We start from the raw sequence: 16,147 nt of genomic DNA, 5'->3' as shown, positions 1-16,147 counted from the left end.
TGGCCGGATCCGGCCGGGTGCGGATAGCCTGACGAAACGCAAACACCTTCGGATGGGGGACGGTCACAGCGCATGGCCAGGGAATTCCAACGCGGCCACAAGGCCAAGGTCAGTGACCTGACAGCGGGCACGGATCTGTACGTGGGCGTCCAGATCTCCGCCCCGGGGCTGACCTTCGACATCAGCTGCTTCGGGCTCGACGCGGACGAACGGCTCTCCGACGACCGGTACTTCGTCTTCTACAACCAGCCGAAGTCGCCCGAGGAGTCCATCCAGCAGCTCGGCCCGCAGGCCGGGGACACCGAGTCCTTCAGGATCACCCTGGACCGGATCCCGGCGGCCGTCCACAAGCTGTCCTTCACCGCCACCATCGACGGCGACGGCACGATGTCGCAGGTCGGACCCGGATACATCCGGGTCGTCGCGGGTGGGGAGGAGGTCGTCCGGTACTCCTTCACCGGCGCGGAGTTCAGCACCGAGCGTGCGGTCATGCTCGGTGACTTCTACCTGAAGGACGTCTGGCGCTTCGCCGCCGTCGGCCAGGGTTTCGACGGCGGTCTGGCCGCCCTGCTGCAGAACTTCGGCGGCGAGGTCGCAGAGGAGCGGCAGGCCGAGCCCGCCGCCGCGCAGCCCGCCGCCACGACCCCCGCCTTCGCACCTCCGGCCTTCGCAGCCCCATCCGCTCCCGCGGCCCCGGCGGCACCGACGCTCGCCGCCCCCGCCCCGGCGGCTCCCGTACCGGCGCCCGCGCCCGCACCCGCTCCGTCCGCCGTGCCCGCCCCGGACTTCAGCACCCCGACTCCGCAGACCGCGGCCTTCGGCTCCCCGCCGCCGTTCGGCGCCGTGCCGGCACCGGCCGCGCCGCCTCCCCCGGCAGCGCCCGTGGCCCCGGCCGCGCCCGCCGCGGTGGCCCCGCCCTTCGGGGCCGTGCCGCCGCCCGGTGCAGCCGTCCCGCCGCCGTTCGGCGGGGTCCAGGCCGCCGCCCCGGTCCCGCCGGAGGCCGGCCTGCGCGTGGTCCTCACCAAGTACGCAGAGGTGGCCGTCGGCGACCGCTGGACCGAGCAGAACCCCCAGCAGGTCCGCGTCACCCTCACCAAGAACCAGGCCATCCTCGCCAGACAGGGCAGCATGGTCGCCTACCAGGGCGACATCGACTTCGCCCACAAGGGCTCCGGCCTCCTCGGCAAGCTCACCGGACAGCTGACCGGCCAGGGCATGTCGCTGATGCGCTGCTCCGGCGACGGAGAGGTCTTCCTCGCCGACGAGGCCAGCCGCCTCTTCGTCATCCGCCTGGAAGGCACCGACCAGCTCTACACCAGCGCCCAGGGCGTCCTCGCCTTCGACGAGTCGCTGAGCACCGAGGTCCGCCGCATCGAGGGCGCCGGCCTGCCCGGCGGCGGCCTGTTCTCGATGCTCTTCTCCGGCACCGGAGCCGTGGTCGTCAAGACCCGCGGCACCCCGGTGGTCCTCCCCGTCGGCCCCGCCACCTATGTCGACGGCAACGCCGTCATCGCCTGGTCGGCCGGGGCCCAGGCGGTCACCACCACCGCCCTGCGGCTGCGCCGCTCCGGGTACGCCAGCCGCGGCGGAGAGGCCGTCAACCTCCAGTTCCGCGGCGCCCCCGGCAACTTCGTCGTCGTACAGCCCTTCGAGGTGTGAGGCAGTCATGGACACACAGACCCTCGGCGCCCACCGCGCCGCAGCCACCGGCGTCCGGATGGCCGTCCACAACGCCAAGACCCTCAAGGTCACCATGGCCACCGGTCACGATCTGATCGCCAAGGCCGGCTCGATGATCGCCTACGACGGCTACGTGCAGTTCGACGCGGCACCCGCGAGTCTGCGCCGCTCGGCCGAGGAAATGGTCACCGGCGAGGGCGGCAAGCTGATGCTCTGCCGGGGCGACGGTGACCTCTTCCTCGCCGACTACGGCGCGGACGTCCTCGTCGTCCACCTCGCCGACGAGGCGCTCTCCGTCAACGGGGCCACCCTGCTGGCCTGCGACGCGACCCTCCAGCTCGCCATCGAGCCGGTCAAGGGCCTGGCCAAGCTGTCCGGCTCCGGCCTCACCAACCTGGTGATCCGGGGCACCGGCTGGGTCGCCCTGGTCAGCCGCGGCCTCCCCACCGTCCTGAACTGCGCCGAGCGCGAGACCTACGTCGACCCGGACGCGCTGATCGGCTGGACCACCGGCCTCGACCTCAAGGCCAAGCGCACCGTCAAGGCGAGCGCGCTGATCGGCCGGGGCAGCGGCGAAGCGCTGCAGATCGGCTTCAAGGGCCAGGGCTTCGTGATCGTCCAGCCCAGCGAGGACACCGGCGACCGTTTCAAGATCCGGGGCTGAGAGGAGCACCGAGCCACCATGCACAGCACACTTTTCGCGCACGTCCCGGTGCAGTCCACCGGCCGCTACACCCTGCAGAACCCGCAGCTGCTCAAGGTCGACATCAACCAGGGCAGCGGATCGGTCCTCGCCCGTCAGGGCGCCATGGTCGCCTTCGAGGGCCAGGTCGACTTCCAGAGCCAGTACCGCAACAACAGCTGGCGCAACGTCCGGCAGATGACCGGCGAGGGCATCGAACTGATGAAGTGCAAGGGCAACGGCCAGGTCTACCTGGCCAACTTCGCCCAGCACATCCACATCATGGAGGTCGGCCGCGGCCTGACCGTCGACAGCAAGTACGTCCTCGCCTTCGACTCCACCCTCGGCGTGGGCATCGTCGCCATCGACAGCGCCGTCGAGATCGCCTCGGCCGGCGCCTACAACCTCGAGCTCAGCGGAGCCGGCCAGGTCGCCCTGCTCACCTCCGGTGAGCCGCTGGTGCTGGAGGTCGGCCCGGGCAAGAACATCTGCGCGGACGCCGACGCCGTCATCGCCTGGTCCACCTCCCTGCGCACCCAGCTGCAGGCCCCCACCTCCACCTCCGGGGTCTGGCGCCGCCGCGGCGCCACCGGCGAGGGCTGGGAGATGCAGTTCCAGGGCACCGGCCACGTCCTGGTCCAGCCCAGCGAGCTGCTCCCGCCGACGCACCTGCGCGGCGGCATGCTCGGCTTCGGCATGCGCGGCAACTCCCTCGGCGGCAGCCGCGCCTGACGGCCCGCGCACACCAACACCGCGAACGGGAGGGCGGTCCGGCAGCCTGCTGCCGGACCGCCCTCCCGTCCATCGCGCCCGTCCGTCCCGTCGTCAGAGCCGGGCCCGGGTCGCCTCCAGCAGCCGGACCACCGACGCATCGGCCACGTCCGCCACCTCGTCGTACGCGAACCAGCGCAGGTCCAGCGACTCCTCGCTGATCTCCGCGACCGCCTCGGCCGGCGCCAGTGCCGCGTACTGCACGTCCAGGTGCCAGTTGCAGGGCGCCGGGATCGGATGCCGGTCCAGCCGCACAGGTCCGCCCGGCAGCAGCGCCAACCCGGAAGCGATCCCGGACTCCTCGCGGGCCTCGCGCAGCGCCACGTCCGCGAGCGTCGCGTCACCGGGCTCGCAGTGCCCGCCCATCTGCAGCCACATGCCCAGCTTCTTGTGCAGGGTCAGCAGCACCCGCCCGCGCGAGGGGTCGACCACCAGCGCGCTGCCCGTGACGTGCCCCGCCTCACAGGGCTTGTAGACCCCGTCCGGGTGCGCCGCCAGGTGCTCCAGGTACACGTCCCTCAGCCCGTGCTGGTGCTCGTACCCCTTCAGCACCAGCACCGCGTCCTCGTGCAGGCTCACTTCGCGCCGTCGCCCTTGCCCTCGTCGCCGTCCTTGCCGCCCTCGTCCTGGGCGTCCCGCTTCTGCGCGGCCTCGCCGAGCATCTTGTCGATCTCCGAGAAGTCGATCTGCTCGCGGTGCACGAATCCGTCCGGGTCGTCCAGGTCGGAAGCGGTCGGCAGCATGTCCGGGTGCTCCCACAGCCCGTCCCGGCCGTCCATCCCGCGCGCGTCGGTGAGCGAGGCCCACAGCCGCGAGGCGTCCCGCAGCCGGCGCGGCCGCAGCTCCAGCCCGATCAGCGTGGCGAAGGTCTGCTCCGCCGGACCACCCGTGGCACGACGCCGGCGCAGCATCTCGCGCAGCGCGTCAGCCGAGGTCAGCCGGGGCTTCGCGGCCTCGTGCACCACCGCGTCCACCCAGCCCTCGACCAGCGCGAGCGCCGTCTCCAGCCGGGCCAGCGCGGCCTTCTGCTCCGGGGTGTCCTGCGGCTGGAACATGCCGCCCTGCAGTGCTTCCTGCAGCTGCTCCGGGTTCGTCGGGTCGAGCTGCCCGACCACGTCCTCCAGCTTCGAGGTGTCCACCTTGATCCCGCGCGCGTAGCCCTCGACCGCACCGAACAGGTGCGACCGCAGCCACGGCACGTGGGCGAACAGCCGGGCGTGCGCCGCCTCGCGCAGCGCCAGGTAGAGCCGGACCTCGTCGGACCCGATGCCCAGGTCCTTGCCGAACGCCTCGATGTTCAGCGGGAGCAGGGCGGCCTTCCCGGCCGGGCCCAGCGGCAGGCCCACATCGGTGGAGCCGACGACCTCGCCCGCGAGCACGCCCACGGCCTGGCCGATCTGCTGACCGAACATGGCCCCGCCCATGGAGCGCATCATGCCGAGCAGCGGGCCCGCCATCGCCTGCATCTCCTCGGGCAGCACCTGCCCCATGGCCGCGCCGACCCGCTCGGCGACCGGGTCGACGAGCTCCTTCCACACCGGCAGGGTCGCCTCGACCCACTCGGCGCGGCTCCACGCCACCGCCGTGCCGGCGCCGGACGGCAGCGAGGTCACGCCGTCCAGCCACAGGTCTGCCAGCCGCAGGGCCTCCTCGACGGCTGCCTTCTCGGCGATGCCGACGCTGCGGTCCTTGACGCCGTCGGCCGTGCCCGCGGACACCGTCCGCCGGGCCACGTCCTTGGCCATGTCCCAGTTCACCGGGCCGCCCTCGTAGCTGAGCATCTGCCCCAGCTGCTGGAACGCGGCCCCCAGGTCGTTCGGGTTCATGGCGCCGAACATCGCGGCGAACGGATTGTCCGTGCCGCCCGGCATGCCGGCCCCGCCGAACCCGAACGGATTGGGCGCGCCCTTCTTCTTGCCCTCGTCGCCGTCCTCCGGCTCCTCCGGCGGAAGGCCGAATCCGAATGGGGTGTCACTCACGGGTTTCCTCGGCTCGTAGGGCCGCCGGCACACGCCGGCGGGCAATGGTCCCGACAACACCCCCAGCGTAGACACCACACCCGCTTCCGGGCTCGGTGCTCCGCCGGCTCCCGGGCTGCGGCAGGATGGACGTCACCTGGTAGGTACGCGTCAGGACGCCTACCTACTGAAGACAACCGCTGGAGACGCCCGGTGAGTTCCCCAGATCCGCAGGTTCGAGCGCCGCAGGACGGCGAAGAACGGCACGGACAGGCCGCTGACGCCGCCCGGGCCGATGCCGTGTCCGAGGCCGCCGACGGCGTTCGCCGGCCGCGAAACCAGGCCGTGCGCGGTCCCGTCGTCGCCGTCACCGGCGCCGCCGGAGGCGTCGGCGCCGCGCTGGTGGCCCGGCTCGCGGCCTCGGACGAGGTCAAGCAGGTCGTGGCGATCGACGAGCGGCGCGGCGACTGCGCCACGGCCCAGTGGCACGTCCTGGACGTCCGGGACCCGGCGATCGCCGACAAGCTCCGGGGCGCCGACGTGGTGGTCCACCTCGCGCTCGACCTGGACCTGGAGACCGACCCGGCGGCCCGTACGGCGTACAACGTGCGCGGTACCCAGACCGTGCTGACCGCCGCGGCGGCGGCCGGCGTACGGCGGGTGGTGCTGTGCACCTCCGCGATGGTCTACGGGGCGCTGCCGGACAACGACGTGCCGCTGTCGGAGGACTCCGAGCTGAGGGCCACGGCGGAGGCGACGGGCGTCGGCGACCTGCTGGAGATCGAACGCCTCGGCCGCCGCGCCCCCCGCGCGCACCCCGGACTGAACGTGACCGTGGTCCGCCCGGCCGTCCTGGTCGGCGGCACCGACACCGCCCTGACCCGTTACTTCGAGTCGCCGCGGCTGCTGGTGGTCGCCGGGTCCCGGCCGATGTGGCAGTTCTGCCACGTCGAGGACCTGGTGTCGGCGCTGGAGTACGCGGCGCTGGAGAAGGTCGAGGGCGAGCTCGCGGTGGGCTGCGAGGGCTGGCTGGAGCAGGAGGAGGTGGAGGAGCTGAGCGGCATCCGCCGCATGGAGCTCCCCTCCGCGGTGGCCCTGGGGGCCGCGGCCCGGCTGCACCGGATCGGCCTGACGCCGTCCCCGGCCGGGGACCTCGCCTACACCATGCACCCGTGGGTGGTCAGCGTCAGCCGGCTGCACGCGGCGGGGTGGCGGCCGCGCTGGACGAACGAGGAGGTGCTGGCCGAGCTCCTGCAGGAGGTGTCGGGACGGCACACGGTGGCCGGGCGCCGGCTCGGGCGCAAGGACGCGACCGCGGCGGGGGCGGCCGGAGCGACGGTCGCCCTGCTCGGCGCGGCCGCGGTGGTCCGCCGGGCGCGCCGCCGCCGCGGGATCTAGCCGTACGTCGGCCGGCGCGGCCGGACCGCCCCGCGAGGGCCGGCTCCGCCGGAGCCGGAGCCCCGCCGGGACGCGGGCCCTCCGGTGCCCTCGCGCGTCCCGGCGCGGCCGGGATCCCCACCCAGCCCTCCCCGGACTCCGTCCGTGCGGACCATCCCGAACACCTCAGGCGCCGGCGGGGCTCCGCGAGCCCATCGCGGGGGCGGGGACGGACCCCCAGGCCCCCGTGCGGGGCCGTGCCGGTGTGCCCACCCGTCCCGCCCCACGGGACGCGTGCCCACACCGGGGAGGGAGAGAGGACGCCTGCCCGCACCGGGGCGGGGGCGAGGCGCCTGCCCGCATGGCATCGCCCGGTCAGGCCGGTTTTCGCTGTAGGAGGCTCCCAATCCAGGGGGCTCCGGACGGGTGATCGGGGTATTCCGCCGCGTCCGCGGTGTAGGGCACGATGGAGGTTATGGCACCGCATTTCGATCACCCCGGCGAGCAAGCCGCCGCGGACCCCATCCGGCTCGTCGAGATCCGTGAGACCCCGCTCTCGCTCGACGAAGTCTTCCGGGCCGTGGGCGATGACTCGACGGGCGGGACCACCCTGTTCGTCGGCACGGTGCGCAACCACGACGGAGGGGCCGACGTCGACGCGCTCGGCTACTCCTGCCACCCCACCGCGGAGGCGGAGATCCGCCGCGTGGCGGAGCGGGTCGTGGCCAAGTACCCCGTCCGCGCCCTGGCGGCCGTGCACCGCGTCGGCGACCTCAACGTGGGCGACCTGGCCGTCATCGTGGCGGTCTCCTGCCCGCACCGCGGGGAGGCCTTCGAGGCCTGCCGGATGCTGATCGACGACCTCAAGCACGAGGTTCCGATCTGGAAGCACCAGACCTTCTCCGACGGCACCGAGGAATGGGTCGGAGCCTGCTGAACGGACCGTCCGGTCGCCCGTTCGGACGCGCAACACGCCCTCGATTTGCGTAACCCGGCCCCGGGCCCGAGCGTTGCAGACACCAACAGCTCGATCTCGGGGTAGGGAGGCTCGGAATGGCGTCACTGGCGTGGTTGCTGATTCCGCTGGTCGCCGCGATAGGCGCGGCCATCTGGGGCCGCTGGGCGGCTCGTGACCGTACGGCCGGTGACATATCCGAGCTCGCGGGCTACGCGCGGTTCCGCGAGGCCATGGACCGGGCCGAGCGGGACAGGGCCGGGGCCGGCGCGGCGGGTGCGGCGGCGCCCGTCTCCGACTCCGCGTCCGCCTGACGGGCCGCGCACCGCTCCGTGCAGCCCCGTACGGACCGGCCCCGGGGGTCGCGCCCACGGCGCTTCCCGTACTGTCGTTCCATGCCACGCCGCACTGCGACGATGCTCGCCTCCACGCTGATGCTGTTCGCGCTGCTCTGCGCGTGGGTCTTCATCAAGGTCCCGTACTCCGAGATGAGCCCGGGCCCGACGGTGAACACGCTGGGCGAGCACGGGGGCGAGGCGGTCCTGCAGATCTCGGGACGCAAGACCTACCCGACCACCGGCCACCTCAACATGACCACGGTCCGGGTCACCGGCGCGGACTACGACATGAGCCTGCTGGAAGCGGTGTACGGCTGGCTGGCGGACGACAACATCGTCGTCCCGCACGAGAACCTCTACCCGAACGGCAAGACGGAAGAGCAGTCCACGCAGGAGAACGCCGAGGAATTCAGCCAGTCGCAGGAGAGCGCCAAGGTCGCGGCCCTCAAGCAACTGGGCATCCCGGTCACCGCCCGCGTGGCCGTCTTCACCGTGGTCAAGGACAGCCCGGCCGAGGGCAAGCTGCACGCCGGAGATGTGGTCAAGGCCGTGGACGGCGTCGCCGTGAAGGCCCCCGGTGACGTGGCCGAGCTGGTCACCAAGCACAAGGCCGGCGAGAAGGTCGAGTTCACGATCATCCCGGCCAAGGAGGCCGCCGCCGCGGAGAAGGCCGGCAAGGAGCCCCAGGGCGGCGAGAAGGTGGTCATCACCACCGCCGCTGCCGAGGGCGACGGCCACGCCATCGTCGGCATCCGCGCCGAGACCGACCACACCTTCCCGTTCAGCATCGACATCAAGCTCGCCGACGTCGGCGGCCCCAGCGCCGGCCTGATGTTCGCCCTGGGCATCATCGACAAGCTGACCCCGCAGGACCTGACCGGCGGGAAGTTCGTCGCGGGCACGGGCACCATCGACGACGAGGGCAAGGTCGGCCCCATCGGCGGCATCCAGATGAAGACCATCGGCGCCCGGGAGGCCGGCGCCCAGTACTTCCTGACCCCGGCCGACAACTGCGCCTCCGCCGTGAAGCAGGTCCCCGACGGCCTCACCCTGGTCAAGGTGAACACCATCGACGACGCCTACAAGGCGCTGGAGAAGATCAGCAAGGGCGACACGGCCGGCCTGCCCGCCTGCACCGCGAAGTAGCGCGGCGGCAGGACGGCAGGAGGACGGGCGGACCCCCCGGGCGGCCGACGGCCGCCCAACCGCCCCCGGGGTCCCGGAGCCCCCGAGCCCCCGGGCCCGCCGGGGGACGGCCCGACCGCTCAGACGAAGGTCGCCGCCAGGGCCTCGGCCAGGCCCGGCACCAGCCCTGCCCCGGTCAGGACCTCGTTCGCCGAGTCCTTCTCCCGCAGCCGTACGGCCGACTCGCGCGAGCCGTCCCGCAGCACGGCCACGGTCAGCCGGACCTCCTGCCGCTCCGGATGCGCGGCCACCCACTTCGCCAGCTGCTTCTCGTTCATGCCGGAGGGCACGGTGGCCTCCGCGGACGGCGGCAGCATCAGCCGCTCCACGGTGAGCGCGCAGCCCGCCACCGCGTCGGGCCAGGCGACGGTCCCCAGGAACTTGTCCAGGGGTGTCCCGGCCGGAAGCTCGTCCTGTTCGATCGGGGTGAGCTGGGTCTTGCCGGCGTCGTCGGTGTCGAGCCCCAGCTGGGAGGCCAGCCGGGGCTCCGAGGACCGCAGCCGGGCGGTGTCGACCAGGGCGAACAGGCGGGCCGGCTGGTCCCAGCCGAGGCCGGAGGCGTATTCGTCGATTTCCAGGCAGGCGCGGGTCAGCGGGCTGGCCGCCATGGGTGCGCCCCCGGAGGAGGGTGAATCGTTGGACATGGAAACATCCTGCCTCCTTCAGGCCCCATACCGGGAACTGACCGAACCCTCAGTAAGTTGCAAGAGTGGGCCCTACCATCAGGGGCCCCGACACGACACACGCGACTTTCGAGGTGCGCACCTTGGCTTTCCAGATGCCGGACCGCGGCGGAGGCCCTTCCGGGCCACGGATCAGAGTCGGCCGCCCGTCCCGGCGTGCCCGCACTCTCCTCATGACCCTGGGCGTTCTGGCCGTCCTGGCCATGCTCTTCATCATGTTCGCGGGCTTCTGGACCGACTGGCTCTGGTACCGCTCGGTGGACTACTCGACGGTCTTCACGACCACCCTGTGGACCAAGATCGGCTTGTTCGCCGTCTTCGGCCTCCTGATGGCGGGCGCGGTCGGGCTGAACATCTGGCTGGCGCACCGGCTCCGGCCGCCGCTGGCCGCGATGTCCATGGAGCAGCAGAGCCTGGACCGCTACCGGATGAGCATCGCCCCGTACAAGCGGTGGCTGCTCCTGGGCATCTCCGTCCTGGTCGGGCTGATCGCGGGCGCCTCCGCGGCCGGCCAGTGGAAGACCTGGCTGATGTACGTCAACGGCGTCCCGTTCGGGAAGAAGGACCCCCAGTTCAACCTGGACGTGTCGTTCTACGCCTTCGACCTGCCCTGGTACCGCTTCCTGCTGGGCTTCGGCTTCGCCGCCGTCGTGCTCTCGCTGATCGCCGCCGCCGTCGTGCACTACCTGTACGGCGGCCTGCGCGTGACCAGCCCGGGCGCCCGGGCCACCGCCGCGGCCACCGGCCACCTGTCGGTGCTGCTCGGCCTGTTCGTCTCGCTCAAGGCGGTCGCGTACTGGCTGGACCGGTACGGCCTCGCCGTGAAGTCCAGCGACTTCAAGGCCTCCGACAACTGGACCGGCCTGCGGTACGTGGACGCCAACGCCTACCTGCCGGCCAAGACCATCCTCTTCTGCATCGCCGCGATCTGCGCCGCGCTGTTCTTCGCGACGCTGTGGCGCCGCACCTGGCAGCTGCCGGTGATCGGCTTCGGCCTGATGGTGCTCTCCGCGATCCTGATCGGCGGGCTGTACCCGGCGATCGTGCAGAAGTTCCAGGTCCAGCCGAACGAGCAGGCCAAGGAGTCGCCGTACGTCGAGAAGAACATCAAGGCGACGCGCGACGCGTACGGCATCGACCAGTCGGAGGTGCAGCCGTACTCGGGCATCCCGGACAGCAAGGCGGACAAGGCCAAGCTCCGCCAGGAGGCCGACACCACGGCCAGCGTCCGGCTGCTCGACCCGAACATCGTCTCCCCGGCCTTCCAGCAGCTCCAGCAGAACAAGGGCTACTACGGCTTCCCGTCCACCCTCGCGGTGGACCGGTACAAGGGCCAGGACACGGTGATCGGCCTCCGCGAGCTCAACCTCGCGGGCATCCCGAAGAACAACTGGATCAACGACCACTTCCGCTACACGCACGGTTACGGCGTGGTCGCGGCCAAGGGCACCGAGGTCACCTCCAACGGCGAGCCCGTGTTCACCGAGTCCGGACTCCCGGCCAAGGGCGACCTGGGCACGTACAAGCAGGAGATCTACTACGGCGAGCAGACCAAGCAGTACTCCATCGTCGGAGGCCCGCAGAAGGAGCTCGACTACGCCGACGACAAGGGCGAGAAGGAGACCACCTACAAGGGCGACAGCGGGGTGAGCCTGGGCAACCCGCTCAACCGGGCCGCGTACGCCCTGGCCTTCAGCGAGCCGCAGATCCTCTACTCGGGCGCGATCGGCGAGGGTTCGAAGATCCTCTACAACCGGACGCCCAAGGAGCGGGTCGAGGCCGTCGCCCCCTGGCTGACCATCGACGGCGCGGCCTACCCGGCCGTGATCAACAACCGGATCCAGTGGATCGTGGACGCCTACACCACGACCAACGGCTACCCCTACGCCTCGCGCACCACGCTGGGCGACACCACGGCGGACTCGCTGACCGACTCCCAGCGCGCGGTCGTCGCGCAGGAGAACCAGGTCAACTACATCCGCAACTCGGTGAAGGCCACCGTCGACGCGTACGACGGCACGGTGAAGCTGTACCAGTGGGACACCCAGGACCCGGTCCTCAAGACCTGGATGAAGGCGTTCCCCAAGACGGTCAAGGACAAGAAGGACATCCCGCCGGCCCTGATGGAGCACCTGCGGTACCCGCAGGACCTCTTCAAGGTGCAGCGCGAGCTCCTCACCCGCTACCACGTCACCGACCCGCAGACCTTCCTCAGCGGCAGCGAGGTCTGGGCGGTCCCGGACGACCCGACCAACAAGGAGGGGAACGCGGTCCCGCCGTACTACCTCTCCCTGAAGATGCCGGGCCAGAAGGAGCCGAACCAGGTCTTCTCGCTCACCACGACGTTCACGCCGAACGGACGTGACAACCTGAGCGCCTTCATGGCGGTCAACGCCGACCCGGGCACCCCCGACTACGGCAAGATCAGACTGCTGAAGCTGCCCACCGCCAACCCGGTGGACGGCCCCAAGCTGGTGCAGGCGCGGTTCAACTCCAAGCCGGAGATCGCCCAGGAGATCAACATCCTGAGCCGGGGCGACTCGCAGGTGGAGTACGGCAACCTCCTCGCGGTGCCGCTCGACAAGGGCATGCTCTACGTCGAGCCGGTGTACGTCCGCGGCGGCGGCCTCAAGTACCCGCTGCTGAAGAAGGTCCTGGTCACCTACGGGGAGCAGACCGCCTTCGAGAACACGCTGGGGGAGGCGCTGAACGTGGTCTTCGGGGCGCAGGCGCCGACCGTGCCGGTCCCGCCGGAGACCCGGCCGGGCGACGGCACGCAGAAGCCGCCGGCCACCACCCCGCAGAACCCGACGGTCAAGGCGGCCCTGGACGACGCGAAGAAGGCGATCGAGGCAGCCGACAAGGCGCGGCAGGACGGCGACTGGGCGGCCTACGGCAAGGCCCAGGACGAGCTGAAGGCGGCGCTGCAGCGGGCGATCGACGCGGAGGCCAAGCTCCAGACGACGCCCGGTACGGGAGGCTGAGCCCGACGGCGGGCCCCGTCGCCGGGGCCCGCCGTCCGGAGTCCCTTCCGTGTCGTGGTACTGTTGTTTCACCGACGCGGGGTGGAGCAGCTCGGTAGCTCGCTGGGCTCATAACCCAGAGGTCGCAGGTTCAAATCCTGTCCCCGCTACTGAAGATGAAGGCCCGGATCCATGGGATCCGGGCCTTCGTCGTGTACATCCATGTACATCCGGCCTCATCCGCGTGTTCACGGGGGTGAGTTGGAGGATGCACGTGTTTGACTTGTCCAACTGTGGGCATGTCGACAAAACGCTGAAGTGACCTCACTGGCTGCGACATACCAGGTGTACGCGGGTAGCAGGTGATGCGACGATGGGATTTATGGGGGACAGGTCAACTCTGCTGGAGACAGGGCGGTTTGTGCGGACGGAGACCGAAGAGGGCACGGCGGCGGCCGGGGTGGCACACCCGGCGGAGGACGGCAAGGGGACCGCACTGACCACTGCGGTGACCACGGCCGACGCGCTCGCCGAGACCGAGACCGAGACCGAGGCCTCGAGCGACGTCGAGCTGGAGGCCCGGCACCGGGGCCCCGCCGACAAGGGGGACCCGGGCGCCATGAGCGTGCTCGGCGCGCTCCTGCTGCGCCGCGGAGACCTCGACGGCGCCGAGCCCTACCTGCGCGGGGCCACCGCCGCCGGTGACCGCGCCGCCGCCAACAACCTGGGCGTCCTGCTGCTCCAGCGCGGCTACCCCGAGGACGCCGCCGGCTGGTGGCGGGTCGCCGCCGTCGCCGGGTCGGCCCCCGCCGCGCACGCCCTCGGCCGGCACTACCGCGAGCGCGGCGACGAGCCGGCCGCCGAGTACTGGCTGCGGCAGGCAGCCGAATCCGGCCACGCGCTCGGTGCGTACGCTCTGGCCGACGTACTGGAGCACCGCGGCCACGACGGCGCCGAGCGCTGGTACCGGCAGGCCGCGGAGCAGGGACACCGCGAGGCCGCCTACCGGCTGGCGCGGATCCTGCGCGCCCGCGAGCGCACCGAGGCCGAGCAGTGGTACCGGCAGGCCGCCGCCCGCGGCCACCGCCGGGCCGCCCTGCACCTGGGCACCCTGCTGGAGGCGCGCGGCGAGCTCAAGGAGGCCGGGCGCTGGTACCTGACCTCCGCCAAGCAGGGCGAGGCCCGGGCGGCCTGCGCCCTGGGCTTCCTGCTGCGCGACGCCGGGGACGAGGAGAGCGCGGCCGCGTGGTGGCTCCGGGCCGCCCAGGACGGCGACGGCAACGCGGCCAACGCGCTCGGCGCGCTGCACGCGGCGCGCGGCGAGCCCCAGACGGCGGAGAAGTGGTACCGGGCCGCGATGGACGCCGGCGACCACAACGGGGCGTACAACCTCGCCCTGCTGTGCGCCGCACAGGACCGTACGGCCCAGGCGGAGCAGTTCTACCGGCGCGCGGCCTACGCGGGCCACCGAGAGGCGGCCAACGCGCTGGCCATCCTGCTCCTGCAGGGCGGCGACGCGGCCGGCGCCGAGCCGTGGTTCTCCAAGGCGGCCGAGGCGGGCAGCGTGGACGCCGCCTTCAACCTGGGCATCCTGTTCGCCAGCCGGGACGACGACCGGACGGCGCTGAAGTGGTACGAGCGGGCCGCCGCGGCCGGCCACACCGACGCGGCCCTCCAGGTCGGCATCGCCCTGGTCCGGGACGGGGAGGAGCGGGCCGCCGAGCGGCACCTGCGCTGTGCCGCCGGGGGCGGCAGCGCCGAGGCCGCGTTCCGGCTGGCCTCGCTGCTGGAGTCGCTGGCCCCGCCGCCGGAGCCGCCCGCGCTGGGCGCGCCGGTCGCGGCGGCGAAGACGGAGAGCGAGGAGTGGTACGAGCGGGCCGCCGAGCAGGGCCACCGGCGCGCCCAGGTCCGGGTCGGCATGCTGGCCGCGGGCCGGGGCGAGCTGGGCGTCGCCGCCCGCTGGTACCGGGAGGCGGCGGAGGCCGGCTCCCGCAACGGCGCGTTCAACCTCGGACTGCTGCTGGCCAGGGAGGGCAGCGAGCCGGAGGCGGCGCTGTGGTGGACCCGGGCGGCCGTGGCCGGCCACGGCCGGGCCGCGCTGCGGCTCGGTCTGCTGGCCGCGCGGCACGGCGACCTCGCGGAGGGCCAGAAGTGGTGCGCCCGGGCCATGGAGCTGGGCCCGGCCGAGGTCTCGCAACGCGCGGCGAAGCTCCGGGACGCGCTCGCCGAGGAGCTATCCGCGTAGAAGTCTGCCGTGCGGCACCTCACCGTTAAGCGATTTGCGCTGCTCGGGGGCTTTGACGTAACGTTGGGTTCACCGACGCGGGGTGGAGCAGCTCGGTAGCTCGCTGGGCTCATAACCCAGAGGTCGCAGGTTCAAATCCTGTCCCCGCTACTGATGACGAAGGGCCCGGATCCGATGGATCCGGGTCCTTCGTCGTGTCCGGGGTGTGCGGTGGCCGACCCGCGTACGGGCCGGCCGGTGGCGGCGGGAACGTGCTCGCTAGGCGCCCGTGCAGGCCGGGCAGATGCCGCGGTAGGTGACCTCCACGCCCTCGAGCGTGAAGCCGAAGCGTTCCGAGGCCGGGAGGTCGGCCAGCGGGTTGCCGGTCGGGTGGACGTCGCGGATGGCGCCGCAGCGGGCGCAGACCAGGTGCTGGTGCGGCCGGTGGGCGTTGGGGTCGTACCGCTTGGCGCGGCGGTCGGTGGAGACCTCGAGGACCTCCCCGAGGGACACCAGCTCGCCCAGGGTGTTGTAGACCGTGGCCCGGGAGATCTCGGGCAGCTTGGTCACTGCGCGCGCGTGCACTTCGTCGGCCGTCAGGTGCACGTGGTCACCGTCGAGCACCTCGGCCACGACGCGCCGCTGCGCGGTCATGCGCCAGCCACGTCCGCGGAGCCGTTCCAGCAGGTCACTCATGCGGCCCAGGGTAACAGTGGCCGAATCTCACCTGGATCTCGACGCACTCCCGACGGTATGCGGACCTGGATGTCCACGTGACTTGGATCAAGTCCATCGTGGGAGGTGAGCGGCGGTCCGGAACCCCGGGGGGATCCGGACCGCCGTCGTATCCGTGTCTGGCCCGGCTTCCTCCGTCCGGGCTAGGCGGCGACCGCGCCCTGTCCGGTGCGGACCCAGCAGCGGATGATGTCGCGGACCGAGACGATGCCGACTGCGCCGCCGTGCTCCAGCACGATCAGATGCCGGAAGCCGCCGATGGCCATGGCCTCGGCGGCTTCCCGAAGGGTGGCGTCCGGGGTGCAGAACACCACGTTGTTGGTGGTGTGCGCACTGACGGTCTCCCGGTCGGGGTCGTGCCCCGCGCCGATCGAGTTGAGGATGTCGCGCTCGGTCAGGATGCCGATGCCGCTGTGGTCGGGGTCGAGGACGACGGCCGCGCCGACACGCCGGCCGGACATCAGGCCGGCGGCCTGGCGGATGGTGTGGGCGGGTCCGAGGGTGAGGATCACGGTGCTCATGGCGTCACGGACGAGCAAGAGAGCCACCTCCTGGGGCGAAGACCCTCCGCTCGGGCGGAGCGCCGGTGAGGAGCC

The 16,147-nt window shown here is 72.1% G+C and carries 14 protein-coding genes and 2 tRNA genes; 11 read left to right on the top strand and 5 right to left on the bottom strand.

Annotated features, from left to right (window positions below):
• Window positions 1–72: 72 nt before the first annotated feature.
• From ACGFQ9_RS36435 to ACGFQ9_RS36425, 3 genes are read left to right on the top strand one after another with little or no spacing between them, the layout of a single operon-like run.
• The gene (locus ACGFQ9_RS36435; RefSeq protein WP_393579992.1) at window positions 73–1,659 is read left to right on the top strand and encodes a TerD family protein; all 1,587 of its coding nucleotides are present in this window, start codon (window positions 73–75) and stop codon (window positions 1,657–1,659) included.
• A gap of 7 nt (window positions 1,660–1,666) precedes the next feature.
• Complete coding sequence (locus tag ACGFQ9_RS36430; RefSeq protein WP_393579990.1) at window positions 1,667–2,344, top strand: AIM24 family protein; 678 nt, start codon at window positions 1,667–1,669, stop codon at window positions 2,342–2,344.
• Between the two features lie 18 nt (window positions 2,345–2,362).
• On the top strand, window positions 2,363–3,094 hold the full coding sequence (locus ACGFQ9_RS36425; protein WP_393579989.1) for an AIM24 family protein: 732 nt from the start codon (window positions 2,363–2,365) through the stop codon (window positions 3,092–3,094).
• A 93-nt stretch (window positions 3,095–3,187) separates the two neighbouring features.
• Here the strand turns inward: ACGFQ9_RS36425 and ACGFQ9_RS36420 are convergent, their stop codons facing one another.
• Both ACGFQ9_RS36420 and ACGFQ9_RS36415 read right to left on the bottom strand, forming a co-directional pair.
• Window positions 3,188–3,712 (bottom strand): NUDIX hydrolase, encoded by a 525-nt coding sequence (locus ACGFQ9_RS36420; protein WP_393579987.1) that lies wholly within the window; start codon window positions 3,710–3,712, stop codon window positions 3,188–3,190.
• The gene (locus tag ACGFQ9_RS36415) at window positions 3,709–5,112 is read right to left on the bottom strand and encodes a zinc-dependent metalloprotease (RefSeq protein WP_393579986.1); all 1,404 of its coding nucleotides are present in this window, start codon (window positions 5,110–5,112) and stop codon (window positions 3,709–3,711) included. The genes ACGFQ9_RS36420 and ACGFQ9_RS36415 overlap by 4 nt, the downstream gene beginning before the upstream one ends.
• A 192-nt stretch (window positions 5,113–5,304) precedes the next feature.
• Between ACGFQ9_RS36415 and ACGFQ9_RS36410 the strand changes: the two genes are divergently transcribed.
• From ACGFQ9_RS36410 to ACGFQ9_RS36395, 4 genes are all read left to right on the top strand, one after another.
• Complete coding sequence (locus tag ACGFQ9_RS36410) at window positions 5,305–6,489, top strand: SDR family oxidoreductase (protein ID WP_393579984.1); 1,185 nt, start codon at window positions 5,305–5,307, stop codon at window positions 6,487–6,489.
• A 454-nt stretch (window positions 6,490–6,943) separates the two neighbouring features.
• Window positions 6,944–7,405: a molybdenum cofactor biosynthesis protein MoaE gene (locus ACGFQ9_RS36405; protein WP_393579982.1), complete on the top strand. Its 462-nt coding sequence runs from the start codon at window positions 6,944–6,946 to the stop codon at window positions 7,403–7,405.
• A 116-nt stretch (window positions 7,406–7,521) separates the two neighbouring features.
• On the top strand, window positions 7,522–7,737 hold the full coding sequence (locus ACGFQ9_RS36400) for a hypothetical protein (RefSeq protein ID WP_393579981.1): 216 nt from the start codon (window positions 7,522–7,524) through the stop codon (window positions 7,735–7,737).
• Between the two features lie 81 nt (window positions 7,738–7,818).
• Complete coding sequence (locus tag ACGFQ9_RS36395) at window positions 7,819–8,907, top strand: PDZ domain-containing protein (protein ID WP_393579979.1); 1,089 nt, start codon at window positions 7,819–7,821, stop codon at window positions 8,905–8,907.
• A gap of 119 nt (window positions 8,908–9,026) precedes the next feature.
• Here ACGFQ9_RS36395 and ACGFQ9_RS36390 read toward each other — a convergent pair whose 3' ends face one another.
• A complete protein-coding gene (locus ACGFQ9_RS36390) occupies window positions 9,027–9,590 on the bottom strand; it encodes a PPA1309 family protein (protein ID WP_393579978.1) in 564 nt (187 codons plus the stop codon).
• 113 nt (window positions 9,591–9,703) lie between these two features.
• On the opposite strand from ACGFQ9_RS36390, the gene ACGFQ9_RS36385 reads away from it, so the two are divergent.
• The 4 genes from ACGFQ9_RS36385 to ACGFQ9_RS36370 all read left to right on the top strand — a co-directional run bounded on the left by ACGFQ9_RS36385 (window position 9,704) and on the right by ACGFQ9_RS36370 (window position 14,987).
• The gene (locus tag ACGFQ9_RS36385) at window positions 9,704–12,613 is read left to right on the top strand and encodes a UPF0182 family protein (RefSeq protein WP_393579976.1); all 2,910 of its coding nucleotides are present in this window, start codon (window positions 9,704–9,706) and stop codon (window positions 12,611–12,613) included.
• 75 nt (window positions 12,614–12,688) lie between these two features.
• Window positions 12,689–12,762, top strand: a tRNA-Met gene (locus ACGFQ9_RS36380).
• Between the two features lie 203 nt (window positions 12,763–12,965).
• Window positions 12,966–14,837: a sel1 repeat family protein gene (locus tag ACGFQ9_RS36375; protein WP_393579974.1), complete on the top strand. Its 1,872-nt coding sequence runs from the start codon at window positions 12,966–12,968 to the stop codon at window positions 14,835–14,837.
• Between the two features lie 76 nt (window positions 14,838–14,913).
• Window positions 14,914–14,987: transfer RNA gene (locus ACGFQ9_RS36370), tRNA-Met, on the top strand.
• 108 nt (window positions 14,988–15,095) lie between these two features.
• Here ACGFQ9_RS36370 and ACGFQ9_RS36365 read toward each other — a convergent pair.
• A complete protein-coding gene (locus ACGFQ9_RS36365; RefSeq protein ID WP_393579973.1) occupies window positions 15,096–15,512 on the bottom strand; it encodes a Fur family transcriptional regulator in 417 nt (138 codons plus the stop codon).
• A gap of 182 nt (window positions 15,513–15,694) precedes the next feature.
• On the bottom strand, window positions 15,695–16,090 hold the full coding sequence (locus ACGFQ9_RS36360) for a cyclic nucleotide-binding/CBS domain-containing protein (RefSeq protein WP_393579971.1): 396 nt from the start codon (window positions 16,088–16,090) through the stop codon (window positions 15,695–15,697).
• Window positions 16,091–16,147: the final 57 nt, after the last annotated feature.

It is taken from the genome of Streptomyces sp. NPDC048603 (assembly GCF_043199475.1).
Taxonomy (GTDB): domain Bacteria; phylum Actinomycetota; class Actinomycetes; order Streptomycetales; family Streptomycetaceae; genus Streptomyces.
This window is presented reverse-complemented; position numbering and strand designations above follow the sequence as displayed.

Bases quoted from the DNA above. Each gene is read 5' to 3' on its own strand.
- ACGFQ9_RS36405 (WP_393579982.1), top strand. From the start codon at position 6,944: ATGGCACCGCATTTCGATCACCCCGGCGAGCAAGCCGCCGCGGACCCC.
- ACGFQ9_RS36430 (WP_393579990.1), top strand. From the start codon at position 1,667: ATGGACACACAGACCCTCGGCGCCCACCGCGCCGCAGCCACCGGCGTC.
- ACGFQ9_RS36395 (WP_393579979.1), top strand. From the start codon at position 7,819: ATGCCACGCCGCACTGCGACGATGCTCGCCTCCACGCTGATGCTGTTC.
- ACGFQ9_RS36375 (WP_393579974.1), top strand. From the start codon at position 12,966: ATGGGATTTATGGGGGACAGGTCAACTCTGCTGGAGACAGGGCGGTTT.
- ACGFQ9_RS36365 (WP_393579973.1), bottom strand. From the start codon at position 15,512: ATGAGTGACCTGCTGGAACGGCTCCGCGGACGTGGCTGGCGCATGACC.
- ACGFQ9_RS36435 (WP_393579992.1), top strand. From the start codon at position 73: ATGGCCAGGGAATTCCAACGCGGCCACAAGGCCAAGGTCAGTGACCTG.
- ACGFQ9_RS36400 (WP_393579981.1), top strand. From the start codon at position 7,522: ATGGCGTCACTGGCGTGGTTGCTGATTCCGCTGGTCGCCGCGATAGGC.
- ACGFQ9_RS36390 (WP_393579978.1), bottom strand. From the start codon at position 9,590: ATGTCCAACGATTCACCCTCCTCCGGGGGCGCACCCATGGCGGCCAGC.
- ACGFQ9_RS36425 (WP_393579989.1), top strand. From the start codon at position 2,363: ATGCACAGCACACTTTTCGCGCACGTCCCGGTGCAGTCCACCGGCCGC.